The following is a 22,109-nucleotide window of genomic DNA, read 5'->3' on the forward strand; positions in this document are numbered from 1 at the left end:
GATTCGGAAATGCCCGCATGCAAACCCTGAAAATCATTCAGGACAACGTGTAAGGAGATCTGCTGATTATCCGGCTTCTTTTCGTACTGCCACAAAAAAAAGACAAGCGCCACTGCACTTGCCTTTTAACCTTTTCTCTCTGTGTATGTATGAAAAAAACTCTGTTTCTGTTTTCGTTTACGGCTTTGAGGTAAACTACTGAATTAAGAGATACAAGTACCGTGCCAAAAAGCAAACCTCACCCCTAAAGAACCCTTCATTAAGAAATCGTTTGATAAAAACGGCCAATAAAATCAATCTTCCCCCATATTCCATGCGCTTCTGTTTTCAAAACTGGAATTGCTTCGATCAATCACATTCTTCTTCTTCACAAATTCACAAAACTTTTCGCAATAAAAAAGCAAGCGCCTCTGCGCTTGCCTTCTAACCTTTTCTCTCTGTGTATGTATGAAAAAACTCTGTTCTGCCTTTCATATTACAAGTGCCGTGCCAAAAGCTACAAAAACAACCTTTAAAGCGCTGTATTAAGAATTATTAAGAAGCTACCTTCCAAATTGGGCGTGCTAAATACTTCAAATCGGTTTCGTCCGTTCTCAATACACGGTTTGTGTCCAGTTACTATTTAGAAAAGAAAGAAAAAGCATGAAAGCAAAAAGAAGCAGAAAAAGCCCGGCCAGAAATCCATTCATTAAAATAGCGTTTGTAATAGTTATTTTGAGTTCCGGCACACAGCTCTATGCCCAAGAGGACGCAACAATTGACGGCCGGGTCACCGAAGAAGAATTTGGCGAGCCTCTGGAAAAAGCAATTGTGCAAATAAAAGGAACCAGCGCATATACGGTAACCAACCGCTTCGGCTATTTCCAAATGAAGCTTCCTCCGGCTTTCTTTCAGGTTGAAGCGATCCATCCAGGTATTTTTAGTGAATACTATAATGTTTCGACTTTTGAAGGGATACTAACTCCGATGGGTGCTGTTCGTCTCGAACCTTTTGCCGTTGGCCGTTCCCAACAACATGGTCTTGCCGCTCGTGTAAATCCGGCACAACATCCGGCAGCGACCAGAAACACTCCCGTTCTGGATATGCTCAACCAATCCGGTAGCACTGACTTTAATGAGCTTTTCACCGGACAACCATCCGTTTACCTTTTGGAGAACGGAGGTGGATACGGCAGTTCCGAAATCCGTGTACGAGGTTTTGCGGCCAATCAAAACCAAGTCGTTTTCAATGGCATCAGCATGAACAACCCCGAAACGGGTCGAATGAACACGCCGCTTTACCCCGGATTCAATGATTGGGCTCAGCAGGTTCAGTTCACAACCGGCCCCGCATCAGGCAAACAAAGCGAGTTAGGTCAAACCGGCCTGATCAATGTACTTCCGTTTATGCCCAATAAAAAATTTGGAGTGAGTGTATCAGCATCCATGGGATTTAACGGCTATCTGAAAACGGCTGCAACCATGCACTCCGGCATCAGCGACCGCAAACTGGCTTTCACCCTGAAACTTGACCGAACATCGGGCGACGGCATCCCTGATTTTACAGGATTTGAATCTTATGGCATGTATTTCAACCTCTACAAAGAGTACAGCCACATGCACAGCTTTCTGTTCACCAACGTCTTAAAAACATGGCAGGCTGATCTTCGTAACCGACCGGACTCTGTTTCCCGAATCAGCAATTTCGGAATTGACCACAACAGCGATTGGGGATTTCTGAACAATAAAGAACTGGGATGGAACGAAAGTTTCGGCATTGCGAATTTGTCGGTGTTGACACACCACTGGCATCTGCGGGTTCACAGCAAACTGGTCAGCCAACTATACGCCGAACTGGAGAATAGTGCATACACATTTCCACAAGGAACGATGAACGGGCAGAATCCGTATGAAATACCAGCAACTGACCGTGGCTTGGTTGATTTTGACGCAATCTCAGCTTACAACTCGGGACAAACCAACTCCGAAACAGCAGGTATTTCGACTTTGGCGGCCGCCACTCGTTCCACCCGAATTGGTCTGCAAAGCCAGTTTATTCATGAGTTTGACAAAGAACGAACGTTATTTTTGTCAGCCGATTTGGAACAATACACCGCTGATCATTTCGGTGCCGTTAATAATCTTCTAGGTGCTTCTGATTTTCTCAGCTCTGCAAATATGAATGGCACCGGGTCGACGGCGGTTAACCTGCTTGAAATGAGCTTCCTCCCGACAACCGGTCAAGCCGACAAAGTGAATCACGATTACCGCTCTTTTATTCGCAAAGCCGGGTTCAGCATGAAAGTTCAAAAAAGGGGTAACCAAACATTCATGTATGCTGAGACCGGTCTCTACATCAAAAGCCTAAAACGGGAAGACTACTTTTCGTACCTCGATGCCGACTCTCATCAAAAAACAGATTGGGTGAGTCAGTTTGGATGGCGGGTTAGCAGCGGACTTACTTACCGGCTGAATGAATTTCATTCCCTTCGGTTGAATACCGGAGCGTCTGGCAGCCCAACCCGCTTCGATGTACTATTCCCGGCAGAAAACAACTGGGAGAGTCCTTCAGCAATAAACCAGAACCTGTATTCCGGCGAAATTGCTTATGTACTCAACAGCAGTCGTTTTTTTGTTTCGCTGCGAGCCTATGCGATGTATCAGCAAAACCGAACCGACATTCAACGAATGATGCTAAACGAAGGAGAGGGGTTTGCCGTTCTGTCGGGCCTCAATCAATTCCACCGGGGAGTAGAGCTTAACGGACAAATGACTTACTTTAAGCACTATAATCTCTATGTATCCGCCTCTTATGGAAAATGGACTTTTAACAATTCGGCCAACGCCGCAATTTACGACGAAGACAACCAACTGCTGAGTGAAGCGGACTTAGCTTTCAAAGGCTACAAAACCGACAATTGTCCGCCGGTCAGCATCTACGCGAAAAACGAGTTCAATTTACTGAAGGGATTGGAGTTGAACATCAACTACTACCGTTCGTTCGCTACTTACGCGCCCTTACTGGTGCATGATTTTGACAACACCGACAGCCCGGAACAGATTAAACTACCTGCATTTGACAAACTGGGTGTCGGCCTGAATTACTATCATGAACTTAGAAAGAACCGTTCAATCAACGTTTTTGCTGATGTTCAGAACATTTTAGGAAGCGAGTACATCAACCAATTGTACACGAACGAAAGCGGTAGTGATCAATTTCGGTCGAATCTGGCAATGTATGGAAAGGGTATGAGTTGGAGAGCCGGCTTAACATTTAGCTTTTAAACGAACATCAGACGGGCTATTTCAACTGATATTTTGCTGATATCCTCGAATAAAAAACGAGCGAACGAATCGTGTGCATCTTCATCGGCATTGTCCGAAATAATCCGGATCACAGAACAGGGAACGCTGTAATCAGCGGCAACCTGCGCAATGGCGCCTCCTTCCATTTCGGTGCAAAACAACTCGGGATACTCATCAACAATTTTCTCTTTTTTCTTATTGGAAGCAATAAACTGGTCGCCTGTACCAATTGCTCCAATATGTATGGTGGGATTGTACTCCTGATGAATACCATCATACTCCCCGCCATGAAGTTTATAGGTAAATTGCTTCACTGCTTCAAGAGCACGACGTTGTGCCCCTTTTCTTACCGGAAAGCGGAACTTTTTATAAAAGGGTGCTTTCACCATTGGGAACCCATCCAACCGACTCAAATCAACATCATGTTGAATCAATTGGTCGGCAACGACTATATCACCTACTTGCAAGTTCTCCATGAGCGAGCCGGCCAAACCAATAAAAACCAACTGATCAACATTGAAGAGATTGACCAGACTGGTAGCTGTTGAAGCTGCCGCCACTTTTCCCCAACCAGACAAACACATCACGACTTCCTTTCCATTAATCGTCCCCTCGTAGAATTTACGTGCTCCGATCTCATGAATTTTCAAATTTTCGATGTCATGTTCAAGCAGAAGAATCTCTTCACGCATTGCGCCTATTAAACCAGTTTTCATTTTATTCAGATTTGTTTGGTATCAGAAATATAACACCAATTTATTTCAACCCTGTCTTTCAAGCAAATAAAATTGATTTATATATTTGTTACATGCTCATCAAACATCTAATTCTAACCAATTTTCTGCTTTGTCTCGCCATTTTGGTGTCCGGACAAATCAAAGATACCGGTATTCCCGAGATTATCAATTTTGAAAAACACGAATACAGAGCTGGCTCTCAGAACTGGCAAATTGAAAAAAACAGCAAAAACTTCCTGTATTTTGCCAACAATAATGGCTTGCTCGAGTACGATGGCTCTCACTGGAATCTTTATGGACTGCCGAATCCTTCGATTATCAGAAGTATTAAAATTGATAAAAACGATCGAATTTACATTGGTCAGCAAAATGAATTCGGCTATATGGAACCCAATGAAAATGGGCTTTTAACTTACCACTCTCTTTCCGACCAATTGGATGACAGCCAGAGAAATTTCGAAGAAATATGGCGGATACACCTGACCGATATGGGCGTCGTTTTTCAGTCGTATACCCACCTGTTCATTTTCCGGGACAAACGGATTATAGAAATCCCCCTGAAAAACCGGATCCGTTTCTCCTTCTACCTCAACGGTCATCTTTGGATTCAGGATGAAGTAGAAGGTTTAATGGAATATCGACAAGGCCAATTAATCAAGTTAAAAGGTCTGGCCTATTTGAACAATATGGAAATCTGGGCCATCCTACCGTTGGGGGGAACCAAAGTGATGATTGGAACAGCCAACAATGGTGTATTTGAATATGATGAAGAAGAACTCTTGCCTTGGCAAAACGAGGCAAACGAATTTTTAAAAGAAAACCAGATTTTCTCAGCCATCAAATTCAATAATTCCTACGTCGCTTTTGGCACCATCCAAAATGGAATCATGATTACAGACGAAAGCGGTAAAATCGTCCAGCATGTCAACAAAAAGAAAGGCCTACAGAACAATACGGTACTAAGCATTGGCTCGGATCACGACAATAACCTCTGGCTAGGCCTGGATAACGGGATTGATTACGTTGAAATTAACTCTCCTTTCACATACATGTACGACCCCGAAGGTCTGGGAGCCACCTACACATCTTTGGTGCACAACGGAAAACTATACGTTGGAACCAACCACGGCTTGTTTGTGAAAAACTGGCCGGAAAAAATATCCGTCAATCCAACTGGATTAAGGTTGATCCCGAAAACCATCGGCCAAACCTGGTATTTGGGAATCCACCAAGGCGTTGTCCTTTGCGGCCATAATAACGGAGCATACATTATAGAAGGAGAAACGGCCCGACAAATTTCCACGATCAATGGTGCCTGGACATTTATCCAACCAAAAACCAATAAAAACTATTTAATTGGCGGAAACTATAGTGGACTGACTTTATTCAAAAAAACTGCCGATGGTCAATCATGGGAATATGTGACCAAAATAAAAGGTTTTGACGAATCGTCCCGCCTCATGGCCGAAGATGAAGAAGGTAACTTTTGGATGAGTCATGGCTATAAAGGGGTTTATAAAATTCAAATAAACGAAACGTTCGACAAGGTGTTGAGCTATCAGTACTACAACTCCAAAAACGGACTGCCAACCGATAACTTTGTCAACCTGATGCAAATTGGATCGGATCTGATTTATACAACTCCCGAAGGCATATATACCTATAATGAAAAAGGTGACAGTTTTGAACCATCTGATTATTACAATGAACTTTTTGATAAAAAACATTCCATCGACTACATCCACGAAGACGATTACCACAACATCTGGTACGCTTCAATTGAAGGACCCGGAGTACTTCGCTTTCAGGAAGACGGTACCTATTCAAACGTAAGTGCTCCTTTCGAAAAACTTGGAGGACGCCTAATTTCGGGGTTCCAAAACATTTACGTCGCTGACCCGAAAAATACGTTCATTTCACTGGAGGACGGATTGGCTCACTATTCACCAACCTACATTAATCAAGCCGACACCTTGTTTAAAACCTACATTCGCGAGGTAATTCACATTCCGACCGATTCAGCCATTTTTCCGGCTAGCCAACCGTTACACACCAAAGTCAGCAGCTACGAATATCCGTTCAAAGGAAATAATCTGCGCTTTACATTTGCTTGCCCGGACTACCGAAATACGAAAATAATTGAATACAGTTATTTCCTCGAAAACTTCAGTACAGCATGGTCGCCCCCCTCCGAGTCATCTGATTGCGAATTCATGAATCTGCACGAAGGAAAATACAATCTGAAAGTAAAAGCGATAACCCATGGAAAGCAAGAAAGCAATGTAGCCAGCTTTACTTTCGAAATACTCCCCCCCTGGTATCGATCAACAATAGCTTACATTATTTATTCCGTGTTAGGTCTCCTGGTAATCATCCTGATTAGCTGGTTTGTTTATTACCGTATCCAGGTTTCGAAACGAAAAGAAAGATTAAAGCACCTTCAACGTTACCGGAACCAAATGAAACAGTTCCAACGCGAAGCATTGATTTCCGAGAAAGAAATCATCAAACTGCGGAATGAAAAACTGCGCGGAAAAATGATCCATCTCGATAAGGAACTGGCCAACCAAACAATGAGTCTGATTCAGAAAAACAAGTTTTTAGGAAAACTAAAATCAGAGCTTAAAACGCTGCAATCGCAAACACCGGACAGTGCACTGAAATCAAAAATATCATTAATTGTCAATCGAATTGACAAAGAATTTGACAGCCAAAAACAAAACGAACTATTCGAGACCTATTTTGATGAAGTACACGAAGATTTTTTCAAACGACTTTCTGCAAAATACCCCACCCTCACCCCACGCGAGATGAAACTCTGTGCCTACATTAAAATGAACATCTCATCCAAGGAAATCGCTACTCTTTTGAACATTTCGCAGCGTGGAGTAGAGATTTCCCGTTACCGTTTACGGAAAAAATTGGAGGTCGATCGAAATGTCAACCTGACAACCCTAATTTCAGGAATTTAACTGATATGCTGTACAGCAGAACGGTATATGATGTATACAACAAAAAACCTTATTGAGTTATTTTTCAGCCTATTAAACTAAGTAATGTAGTAGTTCTGTAGTACTACAGAATAGTGATTTGTAGTATTAATGAAGTACTAAAATATTTGGCGTTTCTATATTTGAAAGTCACTTTTGGCCCAGATTAAACTTTAACAAGACCAAAAAAAGTGACTTATGAAAAAAATCTTAGTTTTCTTGTTTTGTGCAATCTTTGGATTCCATGCTTATGCGCAAAACCTGACAATAACCGGTCAGGTTACATCCAAAGATGACGGACAACCACTACCAGGAGTTACGGTAGTCATCCAGGGAACAACAAATGGAACCATTACCAACATGGATGGTTACTATAAACTGGAAGCTCCATCCAATGCCACACTCCTTTTCTCTTACATTGGAATGACACCTCAAACAATCAACATCGAGGGACGCACAGCGATTGATGCTATCATGGAGGCTTCCGCTGTTGACGTGGACGAAGTTGTTGTAGTTGGCTACGGTGTTCAGAAAAAAAGCTTAATAACCGGAGCGATCAGCAAAGTCAGCAGCGACGAGCTCGTAAAAACATCTGACATGCGGGTTACCTCAGCATTGCAAGGGAAAACGGCTGGTGTTGTCATTTCAAACAATTCAGGACAACCAGGCGACAACGTTTCAATTCGCATTCGCGGGGTCGGAACAAATGGAGATGCCGAACCCCTTTATATTATTGACGGACTACCCATGAGTGGATCAGGAACAGACTTCCTGAACTCGAATGATATTGAATCTATTGAAGTACTGAAAGACGCAGCATCAGCTGCAATTTATGGTGCACGCGGTGCAAACGGTGTTATCCTGATCACCACTAGAACCGGCCGAAAAGGATCGAAAATGGAAGTCACCTATGACGGCTATTACGGGCAACAAAATCCTTGGCGCAAAATTCGCCTGCTGGATGGACAGCAATATATGATGCTAACCAACGAGGCAGCTCTAAATGCCGGACAGAACCCCATGTTCTCGGCCGAGGACATGGCCAACTACAAGACAACCACTGATTGGCAAGACGAAATGTTTTATTACGATGCCCCAAAGCAAAACCACTCTGTTGGCTTCAACGGCGGCAGCGACAAAATCAGCTACTCTTCGTCATTAAATTATTTCAACCAGGATGGTATAGTCGGAAAGGACAAATCAAAATTCGAAAAATTTTCCTATCGCATCAATACTGTAGGAGAATTTGGATTTCTGAAATTCGGCACAAACATCAACCTTGTCCGTGTTAACAGCAAAGGAATAGACACCAATAGTCACTTTGGAAACGGTTTGGCACAATCAGTGAACATGCCTCCAATTATTCCGGTGAAAAATGAAGACGGAAGCTGGGCAACACCTGAGCAGTACGGCATCGGATTACAGGAAATTACGAACCCAATCGCCTTGCTGAGCTACCTAAACTCGGAAACCAAAACCAGTAAAATGGTCGGTGGCTTATTTACCGAAATCGACTTTGGAAAGATCAACGAAGCCCTAAAAGGATTGACGTTCAAATCGACTTACAGCGGTGAAATGGCTTTAGTGGATACCCGAGGTTACAGCCCACACTATTATCTGGATGCCCTTCACTTTACGACAACTGATAAGGCCAGCAAATCGATGACAACTTACAACCGGTGGAACTTCGAAAATGTGCTGACCTATGACAAAACCATCAACGAGCATCACTTTACCTTGATGGCGGGTACAACAGCATTTAAAGAATTCAACGAAGGGTTATCGGCAGACAAATCAGACGTAATTTTCGATGATTTCGAACATTCCTATATCGACAATGCGACAGATCCTGAAAGTGTTAGTGCCAGTGGTGGTTACTCCGAACACACGATTTCATCTATTTTCGGTCGTTTAAATTACGATTTCAAAGATCGTTATATGTTAGCCGCAACACTTCGTCGTGATGGTTCTTCGCGCTTCGGATCCGAAAACAAATACGGATATTTCCCATCTGTGTCAGCCGGCTGGGTGATTTCACGCGAAGATTTTATGAGTGGTATTCTTGGCGGTATCGATCTACTGAAACTACGTGCAAGTTGGGGACAAAACGGATCTGATGCTTTGGGTGATTTCAAATATACCTCAATCATCGGCAACCAAAACATCTACTACTTCGGTGACACGAAAACACAATACAATGGTACGCAACCAACCAGCATTGCAAACCCATCGTTAAAATGGGAAGCTTCTGAACAAACCGACATCGGTTTAGAATTCGCGGCACTGGAAAATAGCTTGCGGATTACCATGGACTACTACATCAAAACCACAAAGGACTGGCTGGTAACTGCACCTGTGCCAATGTTAGTTGGAAACTCAGCTCCAACCATCAACGGTGGTAAGGTACAAAATAAGGGTTTCGAAGCCGAAGTGAGCTACCAAAAAAAGGTGGGAGACCTGTACTTCAAAGTTGCCGTCAATGGCGCTTACAATAAAAACGAAGTTTTGGACATACAAAACTCTGAAAAAAGACTTCAAGGCGGAGACGGCGGATTCGGCCAGTCCGGTATACTGTACGCCAGTATTGGCACACCAATGGGAGCTTTCTATGGTCTAAAAACGGACGGCATCTTCCAAACACAAGAAGAAATAGACGGCTATGTTAATACCGACGGCAATAAAATCCAACCAAATGCCAAACCAGGTGATATCAAGTTTATCGACGCCGACGGCAACGGTTCTATCGACGGCGATGCGGATCGTGTGATGTTAGGCTCTCCTTTCCCTGATTTCACAGGTGGTTTAAGCATCGATCTGGAGTACAAAGGTTTCGACTTCAACATGTTTCTCTATGCCGCATTGGGACAGGAAGTGTACGACGCGACCCGTCGTTACGACATGAACGGAACAAACTATCGAGCTGACTGGCTGAACAGATGGACCGGACCCGGAACATCAAACGACTATCCTCGTGTGACTTTCGTTGATGACAACGGAAATATGAAAACCGTCAGCGACTTCTTTGTTCACGATGCAAGCTTCCTGCGCATGCGGAATATCACCTTGGGTTATTCGCTTCCGAAAGCTGCAACCGACTTCCTGAGAATTAAAAGACTGCGCTTCTATATCAGTGCTGAAAACCTGCTCACCATTACCGACTACAAAGGTTACGATCCTGAAATCGGCGGAGGAGTATTCAGCAACGGTATCGACCACAACATTTACCCGCAAGCCCGCACAATTTTGGGTGGTGTGAATATTACATTTTAACAAAGCCAATATAAAAAAATAGAAAAATGAAAAAGAACATCATATATGCAGCATCGCTCTTGGCTTTAACCTTTGGAAACATCTCCTGCTCTGAATCTTTCCTCGAATTGGAGCCTAAAACAGGACAGGCTGAAGCCAACTATTATAAAACTGAGGAACAGGCTTTTCTGGCTGTCACTGCAGTTTACGATGCCTACTCCGTTCAAAACTGGCAGTTCGCACCTACCATGTCCGACATCTGGTCAGACGATACCTTTGCCGGTGGCTCCAACGTCTCAGACATGAGCCAATGGCAGGAAATGGAAATGTTTAAAATGACCTCGGAAAACAATTCTTCTTCTGATATGTGGAACCGTTGCTATTCCGGAATCTACCGGGCAAACTTGTATCTGCAAAAACAAGAAGAAGTAGAATGGGTTACTGACGGATTAAAAGACCGCTTGGAGGCAGAAACGCTATTCTTTAGAGCCTATTTCTACTGGGACTTGGTTCGCCACTACGGGTACACCCCGGTTATCACTGAAGTATTGCCGAGCGTTGAGGATTACAAGTCTCTTCCTCAAGGGACTCCGGAAGAGTTATTCACACAAATTGCGACCGACTTACTGAACGCCCTTCCCAACCTGCCTGTTCAAATCGCCGCTTCCGAAAAAGGTCGTATCTCTAAAGCAGCAGCTCAGGCCCTAATCGCTCGAATCTACTTGTATCACGAAGGATTTGCCAAACCGGTAATGGGTGTCGGATCCTGGAGTAACGGAACCACAACGATTGACAAGACCTATGCCACTGCTGCACTGGAATCAATCATTACAAGTGGACAATATTCGTTGATTTCCGACTATGCAGATTTATGGGACTGGGATAACCAAAACAACGCCGAGTCGATTCTCGAGATTCAATATTCGGAGAAAGCTAAATCCGGAGACTGGGGAGGCTGGAACATCAATGGAAACTTCTCTTGCGTATGGGTTGGTCCGCGTAACCCAAATGGCGATGGAGGCAGAGTCTTTCCGGGATGGTCATTCTCGGTACCCACCTGGAGCCTGGGCGACGAATTCGAAACCGGTGATCCTCGCAAAGATGTCACTCTCTATAATGCTGATGTCCAATTAAGCAGCTATACGCATGCTTTCATGAACACCGGGTATTTCAACAACAAATACATGGCATTGAACGCATACATTGGCTCAGGAGGCGACAACAGTCACAACTTCCCTCGCAATTTTGTCGATATCCGCTATGCAGATGTGTTGTTGATGGCAGCTGAACTAAACATGGATTCAAATCCAACAAAAGCACTGGATTATTTTAACCAGGTAAGAACCAGAGCGATGGGCGTTACTGCAGAAAAAACTTCCATTACGATTGACGATATCTACCACGAACGCAGAGTCGAATTCGGCTGTGAGGGCCTTCGCAAATGGGACTTATTACGCCGAGGAAATGATTACACAGCAGCTAAAATCGCCGCAAGCTTTGACATTCCATCCGATGCTAGCAATGCAAACGATTTTGAAGCTCGCGTTTTCAAAGCTGAAACCTGGGGAATGTTTCCTATTCCAGCAGCTGATATTCGCAACACCAACGACGGCGCCTTACAACAAATGGTTCCTGCTTATAAGTAACAGGGCAAGATTAAATCAGATTGACATTAAAAATACATGGCAATGAAAAAAACAAAATATTTTCAAAAAATAGCTGGACTAACCGTACTTCTGTTCGCTTTGTTTGCCTGCGATCCGCAGATAGATGACGCAGTCGATATCGGAACTGCTCCAACTGAAGATCAACTGGACTTCACCATCACACAGGGTAGCACTCCTTTCAAATTTGTGATCACAAATACCTCATCAATTACAGGTATCCCCAACTGGGATCTGGGCAACGGATCGAAATCAACGGCAGCGAGCCCGATAGCAACCTATTCTCTTCCGGGAGAATACACGGTTACCCTCACGCTGGTTACCAAAGGTGGAACAGCTACAAAATCGAAGACAGTAACTCAAACAGAGACGGACTATGCAATTTTCACCGATGAGAAATTTGTGTTCCTCAGTGGTGGCGCCGACGATTTGGATGGTAAAACCTGGGTATTGGACAGCCTAACCTACGGCCACATGGGTGTAGGCCCCGCTGGAACAGAGGGCTTAGAATGGTGGGGTGCACCCGCTCTTGCCAAATCAGGAGTTGGAGTGCTATATGACGACGCCATCAATTTCAACATAACCGGGTTTGTTGCAACGTTAACCAACCATGGCGAAAGCTACGTGAAGGATTTCGAAAAAGATAATCCGGCCTACAGCAACCCACGCGAAAATGACACAGACTACATCGTAGATTACAATCCAAGTCCAGGCACGTGGTTTATCGAAGAACGGGACGGGAAAAACTACCTTACGCTAAGTGGCCCGACTCCTATGTTCCCATGTTTCGACGTAGGTTCCGTTGACGGTGCCTATCAAATACTAACACTGGAAGAAAACAAGCTTGAAGTGGTTACTACCGGTGGTGACGGCAATGCCTGGCATCTGAAACTAATTCCACAAGGATATGTCAAACCATCGATTAGTGCAGACCTTACAATTGCCGATGCCGGAGAACCAAACACCTTCGATGTATCATTAAGCAATGTCAGCATTCCAACCGGAGAATCAATCAGCAAAGTAACTTTTGACTTTGGCGATGGCGATCCAGTTGAAACAACAGACTACACAGCCACGGCATCACATACTTACATGCGTCAGGGAACATACACAATCACAGTAACTGCAACAACATCGATAGGCGATGTGAACTGGAGCGGATCAGCTGTTTGTGCAGACAACCATCCCGACTATGTACCCTTCCTTTTGGATGAAATGATCGTCTACAACGACTTCAGCGAAGTGGCTCTACAACCTGTCCTGGGACAAGATTGTTCCGTGAGCGTCATGGACAACCCGGACCGATCGTATCCTAACCGTAGTGCATATGTGGCGCACTACTCAAAAACGGATAACGAATGGGCCAACGCCAACATGCAATTACCAACCGGATACCGGTTCGATCTGCGCAGTATTTCAACCTTCAAGATTCTGGTTTACGGTAACGCCGGCGATCAGGTATTATTGAAACTGGAAAATACCGACCGCGATGGTAATGCTTGGCAAACCGGAACGGCTGACCTAATTTATACCATTCAGGAGGATAATACCTGGGAAGTTGCCGAATACAATTTTGCCGGTGTATCAGCTGGCTGGGACTGGACTGGAGACATCTTCACCAGCGACGTCACGACCGACGACAACTTCAGTCACGACTTCTACAACGTGATCCGCATCATGTTAAATCCAGGAAACGGAGCCGGAACACACGAGTTCTATTTCGACGATTTATCCGGGCCTCATGTTGAAGGAATAAAATCCGCAACAATCAACTAGTTATTCATACAAACCCTGACCCTCCCTATATTCGGGTGGGTCAGGTAATAGCTTTAGAAAGATGAAAAAAGCCTACTTATTTATCATTGCACTGTTTCTTTTCAGTTGCAATCCAGCCAAAGATTCGTCAAAAGGAAACACAGAAATTGAAGGTAAAATTCAAGATCTGATTTCACAAATGACATTAGAGGAAAAACTTGGACAAATGTCGCAATTTGATCCAGGCCAATTTGGAGATGAAGAGAATCTGAAACAAGCCATAAAAGATGGGGAAGTAGGTTCTATTCTCAACCTCGTTGGAGCAGCCACGATCAACAAATTACAAAAAGTAGCCGTCGAGGAGAGCCGGCTGGGTATTCCCATCATCATTGGTCGCGATGTGATTCACGGTTACAAAACAATTATGCCGATCCCATTGGGAATGGCAGCAACATGGAATCCTGAACTGACAGAAAAAGCGATGGCCGTCTCGGCTAAAGAAGCAGCAACCGAAGGCGTTCACTGGACCTTTGCCCCAATGATTGACATTTCTCGTGACCCCCGCTGGGGCCGTATCGCAGAGAGCTGCGGCGAAGATACCTACCTCGCGTCACAACTGGCAGTCGCTATGGTCAAAGGTTTTCAGGGGGAAGATCCCTCTGCACCGGATCGAATCGCCGCTTGCGCCAAACACTTTGTTGGTTACGGTGCTGCCGAAGGTGGCCGCGACTATAATACCGCTTACATTCCTGAAACACAACTACGCAACGATTACCTTCCTCCTTTTAAAGCCGCTACCGATGCCGGAGTGCTAACCTTCATGTCGGGATTTAATGACCTGAATGGTGTTCCGGTTAGCGGAAACGAGTTCACCTTAAAAAACATTTTACGCGAGGAATGGGGCTTTAACGGAATGGTTGTCAGCGACTGGGCATCAATCTACGAAATGATTGCCCATGGCTATGCTGCCGACCCAAAAGAAGCCGCCGAAAAATCACTTCGTGCCGGAGTCGATATGGAAATGACCAGCAACTGCTACGTGTCGAGCGCACAAGCTTTGCTTGATGAAGGGAAGCTGGACATGCGCACCATCAACCGGTATGTAGCAAACATTTTGAGGGTGAAATTTGAACTGGGACTATTCGACAATCCTTACACCGACGAGTCACTTGCAGCAAAGACAATTCTGGCTCCGGAAAACCTCGAAGTTGCCAAAGAAGCGGCCAGCGAAAGCTTTGTCCTCCTTCAAAATAAACAACAACTGCTCCCTCTATCTAGGGAATTAAAATCAGTTGCTGTCATTGGTCCTTTGGCCGACGCTCCACACGACCAAATGGGAACCTGGGTGTTCGATGGCAACAAAGAAAATTCGGTAACCCCATTGACCGCACTGCGCGAAAAACTTGGCACCAATAAAGTCAACTTTGCCAAAGGATTGGAAATTAGCCGCAGCAGATCTACAGAAGGTTTCGCGGCAGCGGTACAAGCTGCAAAGAAATCGGACATTGCACTGCTGTTTATGGGCGAAGAATCCATTCTCTCCGGCGAAGCACATTGCCTGACAAACCTTGAGTTGCTCGGCGCCCAAAATGAACTGATTGACGCGATTGCAGCAACCGGGAAGCCGATTGTTGTCGTCATCATGGCCGGCCGGCCACTTACTATCAGCCACGTTTTGGATAAAGCTGATGCCGTTCTATACGCCTGGGCTCCGGGAACCATGGGAGGCCCTGCCATTGCCGACATGCTCTTTGGCGAGACAGTGCCTTCGGGTAAAACACCGGTCACCTTCCTGAAAACAGTTGGACAGGTCCCCATGTATTACAACCACAAAAACACCGGTCGTCCGGCTGACTATAGCAACTGGACACAGCTGGACAAAATTCCCGTGGAAGCCGGACAAACCTCACTTGGAAATACATCGCATTACCTCGATGCAGGTTTTGATCCGCTATTCCCATTTGGCTTTGGTCTAAGCTACACCACATTTAACTATTCCGGATTGAACATCTCAACCGGCAGCATGCCAGCTGACGGAACCATGGAAGTTACTGTTACCGTTGAAAATACCGGCGATTACGATGGTGATGAAATTGTCCAGTTATACATTCACGATAAAGCCGGAAGCATCACCCGCCCGGTAAAACAACTCAAAGGATTTGATAAAGTCCATCTGAAGGCCGGCGAAATGAAACAAGTCAGCCTTACACTAAAAGGAAGCGATCTCGAATTCTACAACGGAAAAAAGTACCTCACTGAAGCCGGAGAATTTGATCTATGGGTAGGCCCAAATTCTGCTGAAGGCTTACATACGACCTTTACGATTAACTAACCTTGAGCAACTAAACTGAAATGACCGGATTTGGCTCTGCCGGGTCCGATCCGGTCTTTCTAAACCCTAAAAATGAAAAAAGCAATCCTCCCCTTAATACTGATTCTCATTTGTTCCACATCGGGCATGGCTCAGTACCTGCAACGAAGTGGAAAATACATTGTCGATCCCGACGGCAGCGAATTCATCGTTCGGGGCATGGGTCTTGGCGGCTGGATGCTGCAAGAAGGCTATATGCTAGGAACAGGATCTTTTGCCGGTACTCAACACGAAATTCGGGCGTTGATCGAGGCATCGATGGGTAAAGAACGAACCGATGAATTCTACGATGCCTGGCTCGCCAATCATTGTACTAAAACCGACATCGACTCACTTGCAAGCTGGGGCTTTAATGCCGTTCGGCCTGCACTTCATTATAACTTATTCACCCTACCCATTGAAGACGAACCGGTAGCCGGACAAGACACCTGGCTCGAAAAAGGTTTTCAAATGGTTGATGAACTGGTTGAATGGTGTAAACCACATAACATGTATGTCATCCTTGACCTGCACGCTGCCCCCGGTGGACAGGGCAAAGATGGCAACATTTCAGATTATGACCAGAGCAAACCATCGCTTTGGGAAAGTGAAGAAAACCAACGCAAAACGGTTGCTCTTTGGCGAAAACTTGCCGAACGTTATGCCAACGAAAAATACATCGGCGGCTACGACCTCATTAACGAAACGAATTGGAATTTCAACGGGACACACCAAAATGGTTGCGACAGTAGTAATGAAAAACTACGCGAGCTGATGATTCGGATAACTGACGCCATTCGGGAAGTTGATCAGAACCACATCCTGTTTATCGAAGGAAACTGCTGGGCCAACAACATGAACGGACTTCTCCCTCCTTGGGACGACAATATGGCTTATAGCTTTCACAAATACTGGAACGCCACCGACGCAGGCACCATTGCCGAATTTATCGGTTACCGCAACCAATACAATGTTCCAATGTGGTTGGGCGAATCGGGCGAGAACTCGAACCAATGGTTTATGGAAACCATCAAGATGCTCGAATCGCAAAAAGTTGGCTGGTCCTGGTGGCCAGTCAAAAAGATCGGGTCAGTGGTCTGCCCTGCCGGCGTTGTTCAAACTCCGGAATACGACCAGCTACTTAAAACCTGGAGCGATGGCGGAACACCCGATCCCGATTTCTGCTACGAAACGTTGATGCAAATTACGGAAAACCTGATGATGGAAAATTGCGAATACCATCCGGATGTAATAGACGCCATGTTTCGCCAACGAAGTGAAAAAACGCCCATTCCCTACAAACAACTGGAAATCCCTGGAGTAATTCATACTGTCGATTACGACATGGGAAGCCATTCGATCGCCTACGAGGATGCAGATTACACAAACACAGGCGGAAATGGAAGCACAGACTGGAACCAGGGATGGACGTATCGCAACGATGGTGTCGATATAAAAAAGACGACAGATGAGTCGGAACTATCGAACGGTTACAACGTCGGCTGGACCAATGCCGGAGAATGGATGCTCTACACCGTAAATGTGAAACAAGCCGGAGCCTACGAAGTGACGTTTCGCATACAAGGTACAATCGGGAATTTTCACCTCGAAGTAAACGGAAAAAACATCTCCGGCGACGTTGCAGTCAACTCATCAGACAACTACTGGAAAGACCTGACCATCGAAAATATTATCCTGGAAGAAGGCATTCAACAACTGAAATTTTACATCGACAAGGGTGGATTTAACATCAATTACCTGAAATTCGCCAATCCCGGACCAACCGGAGATGTTCCTTCTAAATTAATGAATGGCTTTGCCTCGCCAACGGGGGCAGCCATTCATTTAGCCTGCAACAAACAACTCGACCCTGTTATTATACCCGAGACTTCTTCATTCCGCTTGAAAGTGAATGGCTTTATTGAGCAAATCGATCAACTTTCCTACGATACACAAGACCCTTCAATACTCATTCTGAAACTAAAAAAAAAAGTATACCCCACCGACCAGGTCGTGCTGACTTACACGCCTGGCTTGCTTCAATCAGTTGACGGTGATTTGGTAAACGGGTTGATTAACATGCCCATTGCCCTAGGAACCATTAACACATTTGCCATTCCCGGGAAAATTGAGGCTGAAGACTATGAAACTAATGTCGGTTGGTTGATCGAAAATTGCTCGGACGACGGCGGTGGGTACGACATGGGGCATACAGATGATGGCGACTACCTGGATTACCGGGTTGAAGTAGACCAGGCAGGCAAATACCAATTCGATTTTAGAGTAGCAGCAGGCTATACAAGTGGTGGCTATATCGACCTGCAACTGCTTACGGAAATCGGCACCACCAACCTTATTTCATTCTTTGTACCCGGCACAGACGACTGGCAGAACTGGATCACCCTGAGCAAAGAAGTCACCCTGCCCGAGGGGATCAATACACTCCGGGTTTTGGTGAATAAAAAAGAATTTAACCTGAATTGGATCAACACAGAATTGATACTGGCAACAGCTTCAGAAGACATCATAAAGCAGGAACTCTCATTTTCCATCTACCCAAATCCCGCAAACCACCAGTTAATGGTTAAGTACTTGGCGAATTCTACCGATAACTACCTGTTAACGGTTAGGAATATGCTTGGCGAAATTCTACAAAGCACCAAAGTGAGCGGCTCCATGAACGAACTAAATCTGAATAATTTGAAAAACGGACTTTACCTGATCCAATTGATTGACAAGGGCCGGCAAACCAGTCAACCATTTTTAATATTGAACTAAACCCATCACCATGAGACAAATTCATCGACTTTCAATCCTATTCGTTTACCTTTTGGCATGTGCCTGCTCCCCTCAAAAAGCAGCCACTAACTATCAACTGGTTTGGTCGGATGAATTTGACTATACCGGCCTCCCTGACTCCCAAAAGTGGTCATTCGATACCGAAGGAAATGCTCATGGATGGGGAAACAACGAACAACAACACTACACGTCCGACAGCCTGAAAAATGCCGAAGTAAAAAACGGCAAACTCTATATCACAGCATTGATGGAGAAAGCTGGAGGAAAGGCTTACACATCAGCGCGGCTGAAAACCAAAGGTAAAGGCGACTGGCTGTATGGGAAATTTGAAATAAGAGCCAAGCTACCGGAAGGCCGGGGATTATGGCCGGCCTTATGGATGCTTCCAAGCAACTGGGAATACGGTAGCTGGCCAGGCAGCGGCGAAATCGACATCATGGAAAATGTCGGATACATGCCCGACACCATCCTGTGCACGGTGCACACCAAAAGCTACAACCACTCGATCAACACTCAAAAGTCGGACAGCATGGTGCTAACAGACTGCTACACGAATTTTCATGTCTACCAATTGGAATGGGGCCCTTCAGAAATGCGCATGTTGGTTGATGATCAACTTGTTTTCACCTTCAAAAATGAAGAGACAACTTCAAACGAATGGCCCTTCGACAAGCAATTTCACTTGTTGCTAAATGTTGCGGTTGGAGGCAACTGGGGAGGAATGAAAGGCATTGATGACAGCATTTTCCCCCAATCGATGGAAGTTGACTACGTCCGGGTCTACCAAAAAAAGAACTGAAATGATGAAAATATTTTCGCCCCTTATCGTGACTTTAATGGCTGTGCTTCTTGGAAACCAGCAGCTCAGCTTTGCTCAAACCACCTGCAACTACCTCGTTTGGCAGGACGAATTCGATGCCACCGGCGCCCCGTCAAGCGAAAAATGGGGCTATGATACTGGTGGCGGCGGTTGGGGCAACAACGAGCTTCAAACCTACACCTCTAACCTCTCCAACTCATGGATCGAGAATGGTAAGCTATTCATCAAGGCAGTCAAAGCAAACAACAGCTGGACGTCGGCCCGACTTGTTACCCGCCAGAAAGGTGACTGGCTGAATGGCCGTATTGAAGTCAAAGCGAAATTACCATTGGGAAAAGGGACCTGGCCGGCCATTTGGATGCTGCCAACCGATTGGATTTACGGCGATTGGCCAAAGAGTGGCGAAATCGACATCATGGAACAGGTCGGATACGATCCCGGTGTGATTTACGGGACGGTGCACACCGAAGCTTACAATCACAGCATCGGAACGCAAAAGGGTGGAAATTTCACCCAGGCAGATGCCCAGACGACCTTTCATGTTTATGCCATCGAGTGGAGCCAAACTGAAATCAAATGGTTTGTCGACGACAATTTGTACTTCACCTTCAACAACGAAAACAACACCTACAAAGAATGGCCCTTCGACAAACGGTTCCACCTGATTCTGAATATCGCGATTGGGGGCGACTGGGGCGGTGCACAAGGCATTGATCCCAATCTGACGCAAGCCGTTATGGAAGTGGAATATGTCCGCGTCTACCAATCGGAATTACCGACACCGATTATTAGCGGGCCAAGGCTGAACAAGAAAGGTGAAGTAGCAACCTACCAGGTCGACCAAATCCCGGATGCGACCTACACCTGGCACTTGCCGGAAAGTGTTGAAGTCGTCAGCGGAAGCGGAACAAATCTTATTTCCGTGAAATGGAATGATGCTGCAGGAGACATCCTGGTGGATGTGCAAACAGCCTGCGACAGCAGATCATCCGCCGTATTCCACGTAGACTATCAATTTGTTCCGGAAGGAAATCAGTATCCAATTCCGGCGAATAATCTTACTGGGACCCTCAACTGGATTGCTGTTCCCGGTACCGGCAACCAACTTAGCTTAAGCGAAAACAGCGGTGATTTGCAGGTTGACTTTCAAATTACGGCACCAACACAAAATGCCTACATTTATTATCCTCTCAATGGAATCGGTGATTTTACCAATCATAACCAACTGGATTTCGATCTGCAGATTGATCCTGCCAACCCTCCGTCGAATCTTCGGATTGACTTGGTAGATGTGAACGGAAATGTTAATTTAAGCAGCTTATTCAAACTGAGCGAATTTGCCAGCGATGCCGATTTCCACAGCTATAGTTTTACTTTCAACCCAAAATCCGATGGCACTTTTCTATTGGATCAGATTCGGGAAATCCGCATTTACGTGAGTTACGGTGTACTGGGACGAACCGGCTCCGGGACTTTCGCCGTAAAAAACATGCGGCTGCAAAACGGACAGGCAACTGCATCAGTAGATCTGGAGTTTTTGAAAGACCTAAAAGTCTATCCGAACCCGGCCTGGGATCAGCTCACCATTGAAAGCCGGAAGATGCCCCTGCAAAATCTGGAGCTCTATTCCATGACTGGCAAGCTCCTATGGAGCCATTCTTTGGACGATAATTACAGCTACCGCCTTTCACTGGCTCCATTCCGGTCAGGTATCTATCTCCTAAAAATTAACCATCAACTCGCTCAAAAGGTAATTGTATTTTAAATCAGCCATTCAGCATTCGGTATTAAACACCTAAATTCCCGCTCATTTTTTAGCTTTGTTTCAAACTAACAAAAATGACAGGGATGGCGACTTCGGTTAAAAACATCATCTTCGATCTGGGGGGTGTGCTACTCGGAATTGATGCTCAACGCAGCATTAAAGCATTTGAGGATTTGGGTATGCCCCAACTCATCAAAGCCGGAGGATGGGGATACAATCATCCCGTTTTTTTGGATATGGAAGCCGGCAAACTAACCGATGATGAATTTCGGAACGGTATCCGGCAATTATTACCAAAGCAGGTTGAAAACGATGAAATTGACGCAGCTTGGTGCGCCATGATTTTGAATTACTTCCCGGAGCGTATCGAACTGATCAACCGCCTTTCAAAAGATTACCGGGTCTACCTGTTCTCCAATACCAACGCCATTCACATCCGCCATTTCCACGGACTTTTCAGCCAAACATTCGGGCACTCGCTTTCCGATCTGTTTGTCAAGGACTACTATTCGAGTGAAATTGGCCTGCGAAAACCAGCCATCGAATCATTCAACTATGTGCTGAATGATGCCGGGCTAAAAGCAGAAGAAACCCTTTTTGTCGACGACTCGGACGCCAATGTGGAAAGTGCAAAAAAAACGGGTATGAGTACCATTTGGCTCACACCCGAATCTGATTTATTATCTTTTTTCTAA

Annotated in this window: 11 protein-coding genes; 10 read left to right on the top strand and 1 reads right to left on the bottom strand. The window is 45.3% G+C overall.

What is annotated here, in order from left to right:
- The first annotated feature begins 642 nt into the window (after positions 1 to 642).
- The gene (locus GJV22_RS07445) at positions 643 to 3,264 is read left to right on the top strand and encodes a TonB-dependent receptor plug domain-containing protein (RefSeq protein ID WP_163710904.1); all 2,622 of its coding nucleotides are present in this window, start codon (positions 643 to 645) and stop codon (positions 3,262 to 3,264) included.
- Here GJV22_RS07445 and GJV22_RS07450 read toward each other — a convergent pair.
- Positions 3,261 to 4,001, bottom strand: coding sequence for a 5'-methylthioadenosine/adenosylhomocysteine nucleosidase (locus GJV22_RS07450; RefSeq protein ID WP_163710905.1), 741 nt, complete (start codon positions 3,999 to 4,001; stop codon positions 3,261 to 3,263). The genes GJV22_RS07445 and GJV22_RS07450 overlap by 4 nt on opposite strands.
- A 92-nt stretch (positions 4,002 to 4,093) precedes the next feature.
- Between GJV22_RS07450 and GJV22_RS07455 the strand changes: the two genes are divergently transcribed.
- The 9 genes from GJV22_RS07455 (at position 4,094) to GJV22_RS07495 (ending at position 22,109) form a co-directional block, all read left to right on the top strand.
- Complete coding sequence (locus GJV22_RS07455) at positions 4,094 to 6,994, top strand: triple tyrosine motif-containing protein (RefSeq protein WP_163710907.1); 2,901 nt, start codon at positions 4,094 to 4,096, stop codon at positions 6,992 to 6,994.
- Between the two features lie 216 nt (positions 6,995 to 7,210).
- The gene (locus GJV22_RS07460; RefSeq protein WP_163710909.1) at positions 7,211 to 10,282 is read left to right on the top strand and encodes a SusC/RagA family TonB-linked outer membrane protein; all 3,072 of its coding nucleotides are present in this window, start codon (positions 7,211 to 7,213) and stop codon (positions 10,280 to 10,282) included.
- A gap of 26 nt (positions 10,283 to 10,308) precedes the next feature.
- Positions 10,309 to 11,907: a RagB/SusD family nutrient uptake outer membrane protein gene (locus tag GJV22_RS07465; protein WP_163710911.1), complete on the top strand. Its 1,599-nt coding sequence runs from the start codon at positions 10,309 to 10,311 to the stop codon at positions 11,905 to 11,907.
- A gap of 42 nt (positions 11,908 to 11,949) precedes the next feature.
- Positions 11,950 to 13,701 (top strand): PKD domain-containing protein, encoded by a 1,752-nt coding sequence (locus GJV22_RS07470; protein WP_163710913.1) that lies wholly within the window; start codon positions 11,950 to 11,952, stop codon positions 13,699 to 13,701.
- 61 nt (positions 13,702 to 13,762) lie between these two features.
- Positions 13,763 to 16,012 carry a beta-glucosidase BglX gene (gene bglX / locus GJV22_RS07475; protein ID WP_163710915.1) on the top strand — a complete coding sequence of 750 codons (2,250 nt, stop codon included), beginning with the start codon at positions 13,763 to 13,765 and terminating at the stop codon, positions 16,010 to 16,012.
- A gap of 72 nt (positions 16,013 to 16,084) precedes the next feature.
- Positions 16,085 to 18,808 (top strand): carbohydrate-binding protein, encoded by a 2,724-nt coding sequence (locus GJV22_RS07480; RefSeq protein WP_163710918.1) that lies wholly within the window; start codon positions 16,085 to 16,087, stop codon positions 18,806 to 18,808.
- Positions 18,809 to 18,818: 10 nt separating this feature from the next.
- Entirely contained in the window at positions 18,819 to 19,628 is an 810-nt protein-coding gene (locus GJV22_RS07485) for a glycoside hydrolase family 16 protein (protein ID WP_163710919.1), read from the top strand.
- 1 nt (position 19,629) lies between these two features.
- The gene (locus GJV22_RS07490) at positions 19,630 to 21,414 is read left to right on the top strand and encodes a family 16 glycosylhydrolase (protein ID WP_163710920.1); all 1,785 of its coding nucleotides are present in this window, start codon (positions 19,630 to 19,632) and stop codon (positions 21,412 to 21,414) included.
- Between the two features lie 74 nt (positions 21,415 to 21,488).
- Positions 21,489 to 22,109, top strand: a complete 621-nt coding sequence (locus GJV22_RS07495; protein ID WP_163710921.1) for an HAD family hydrolase — start codon at positions 21,489 to 21,491, stop codon at positions 22,107 to 22,109.

Origin of the sequence: Mangrovibacterium lignilyticum, from assembly GCF_010882175.1 — a bacterium.
GTDB classification, from domain to species: domain Bacteria; phylum Bacteroidota; class Bacteroidia; order Bacteroidales; family Prolixibacteraceae; genus Mangrovibacterium; species Mangrovibacterium lignilyticum.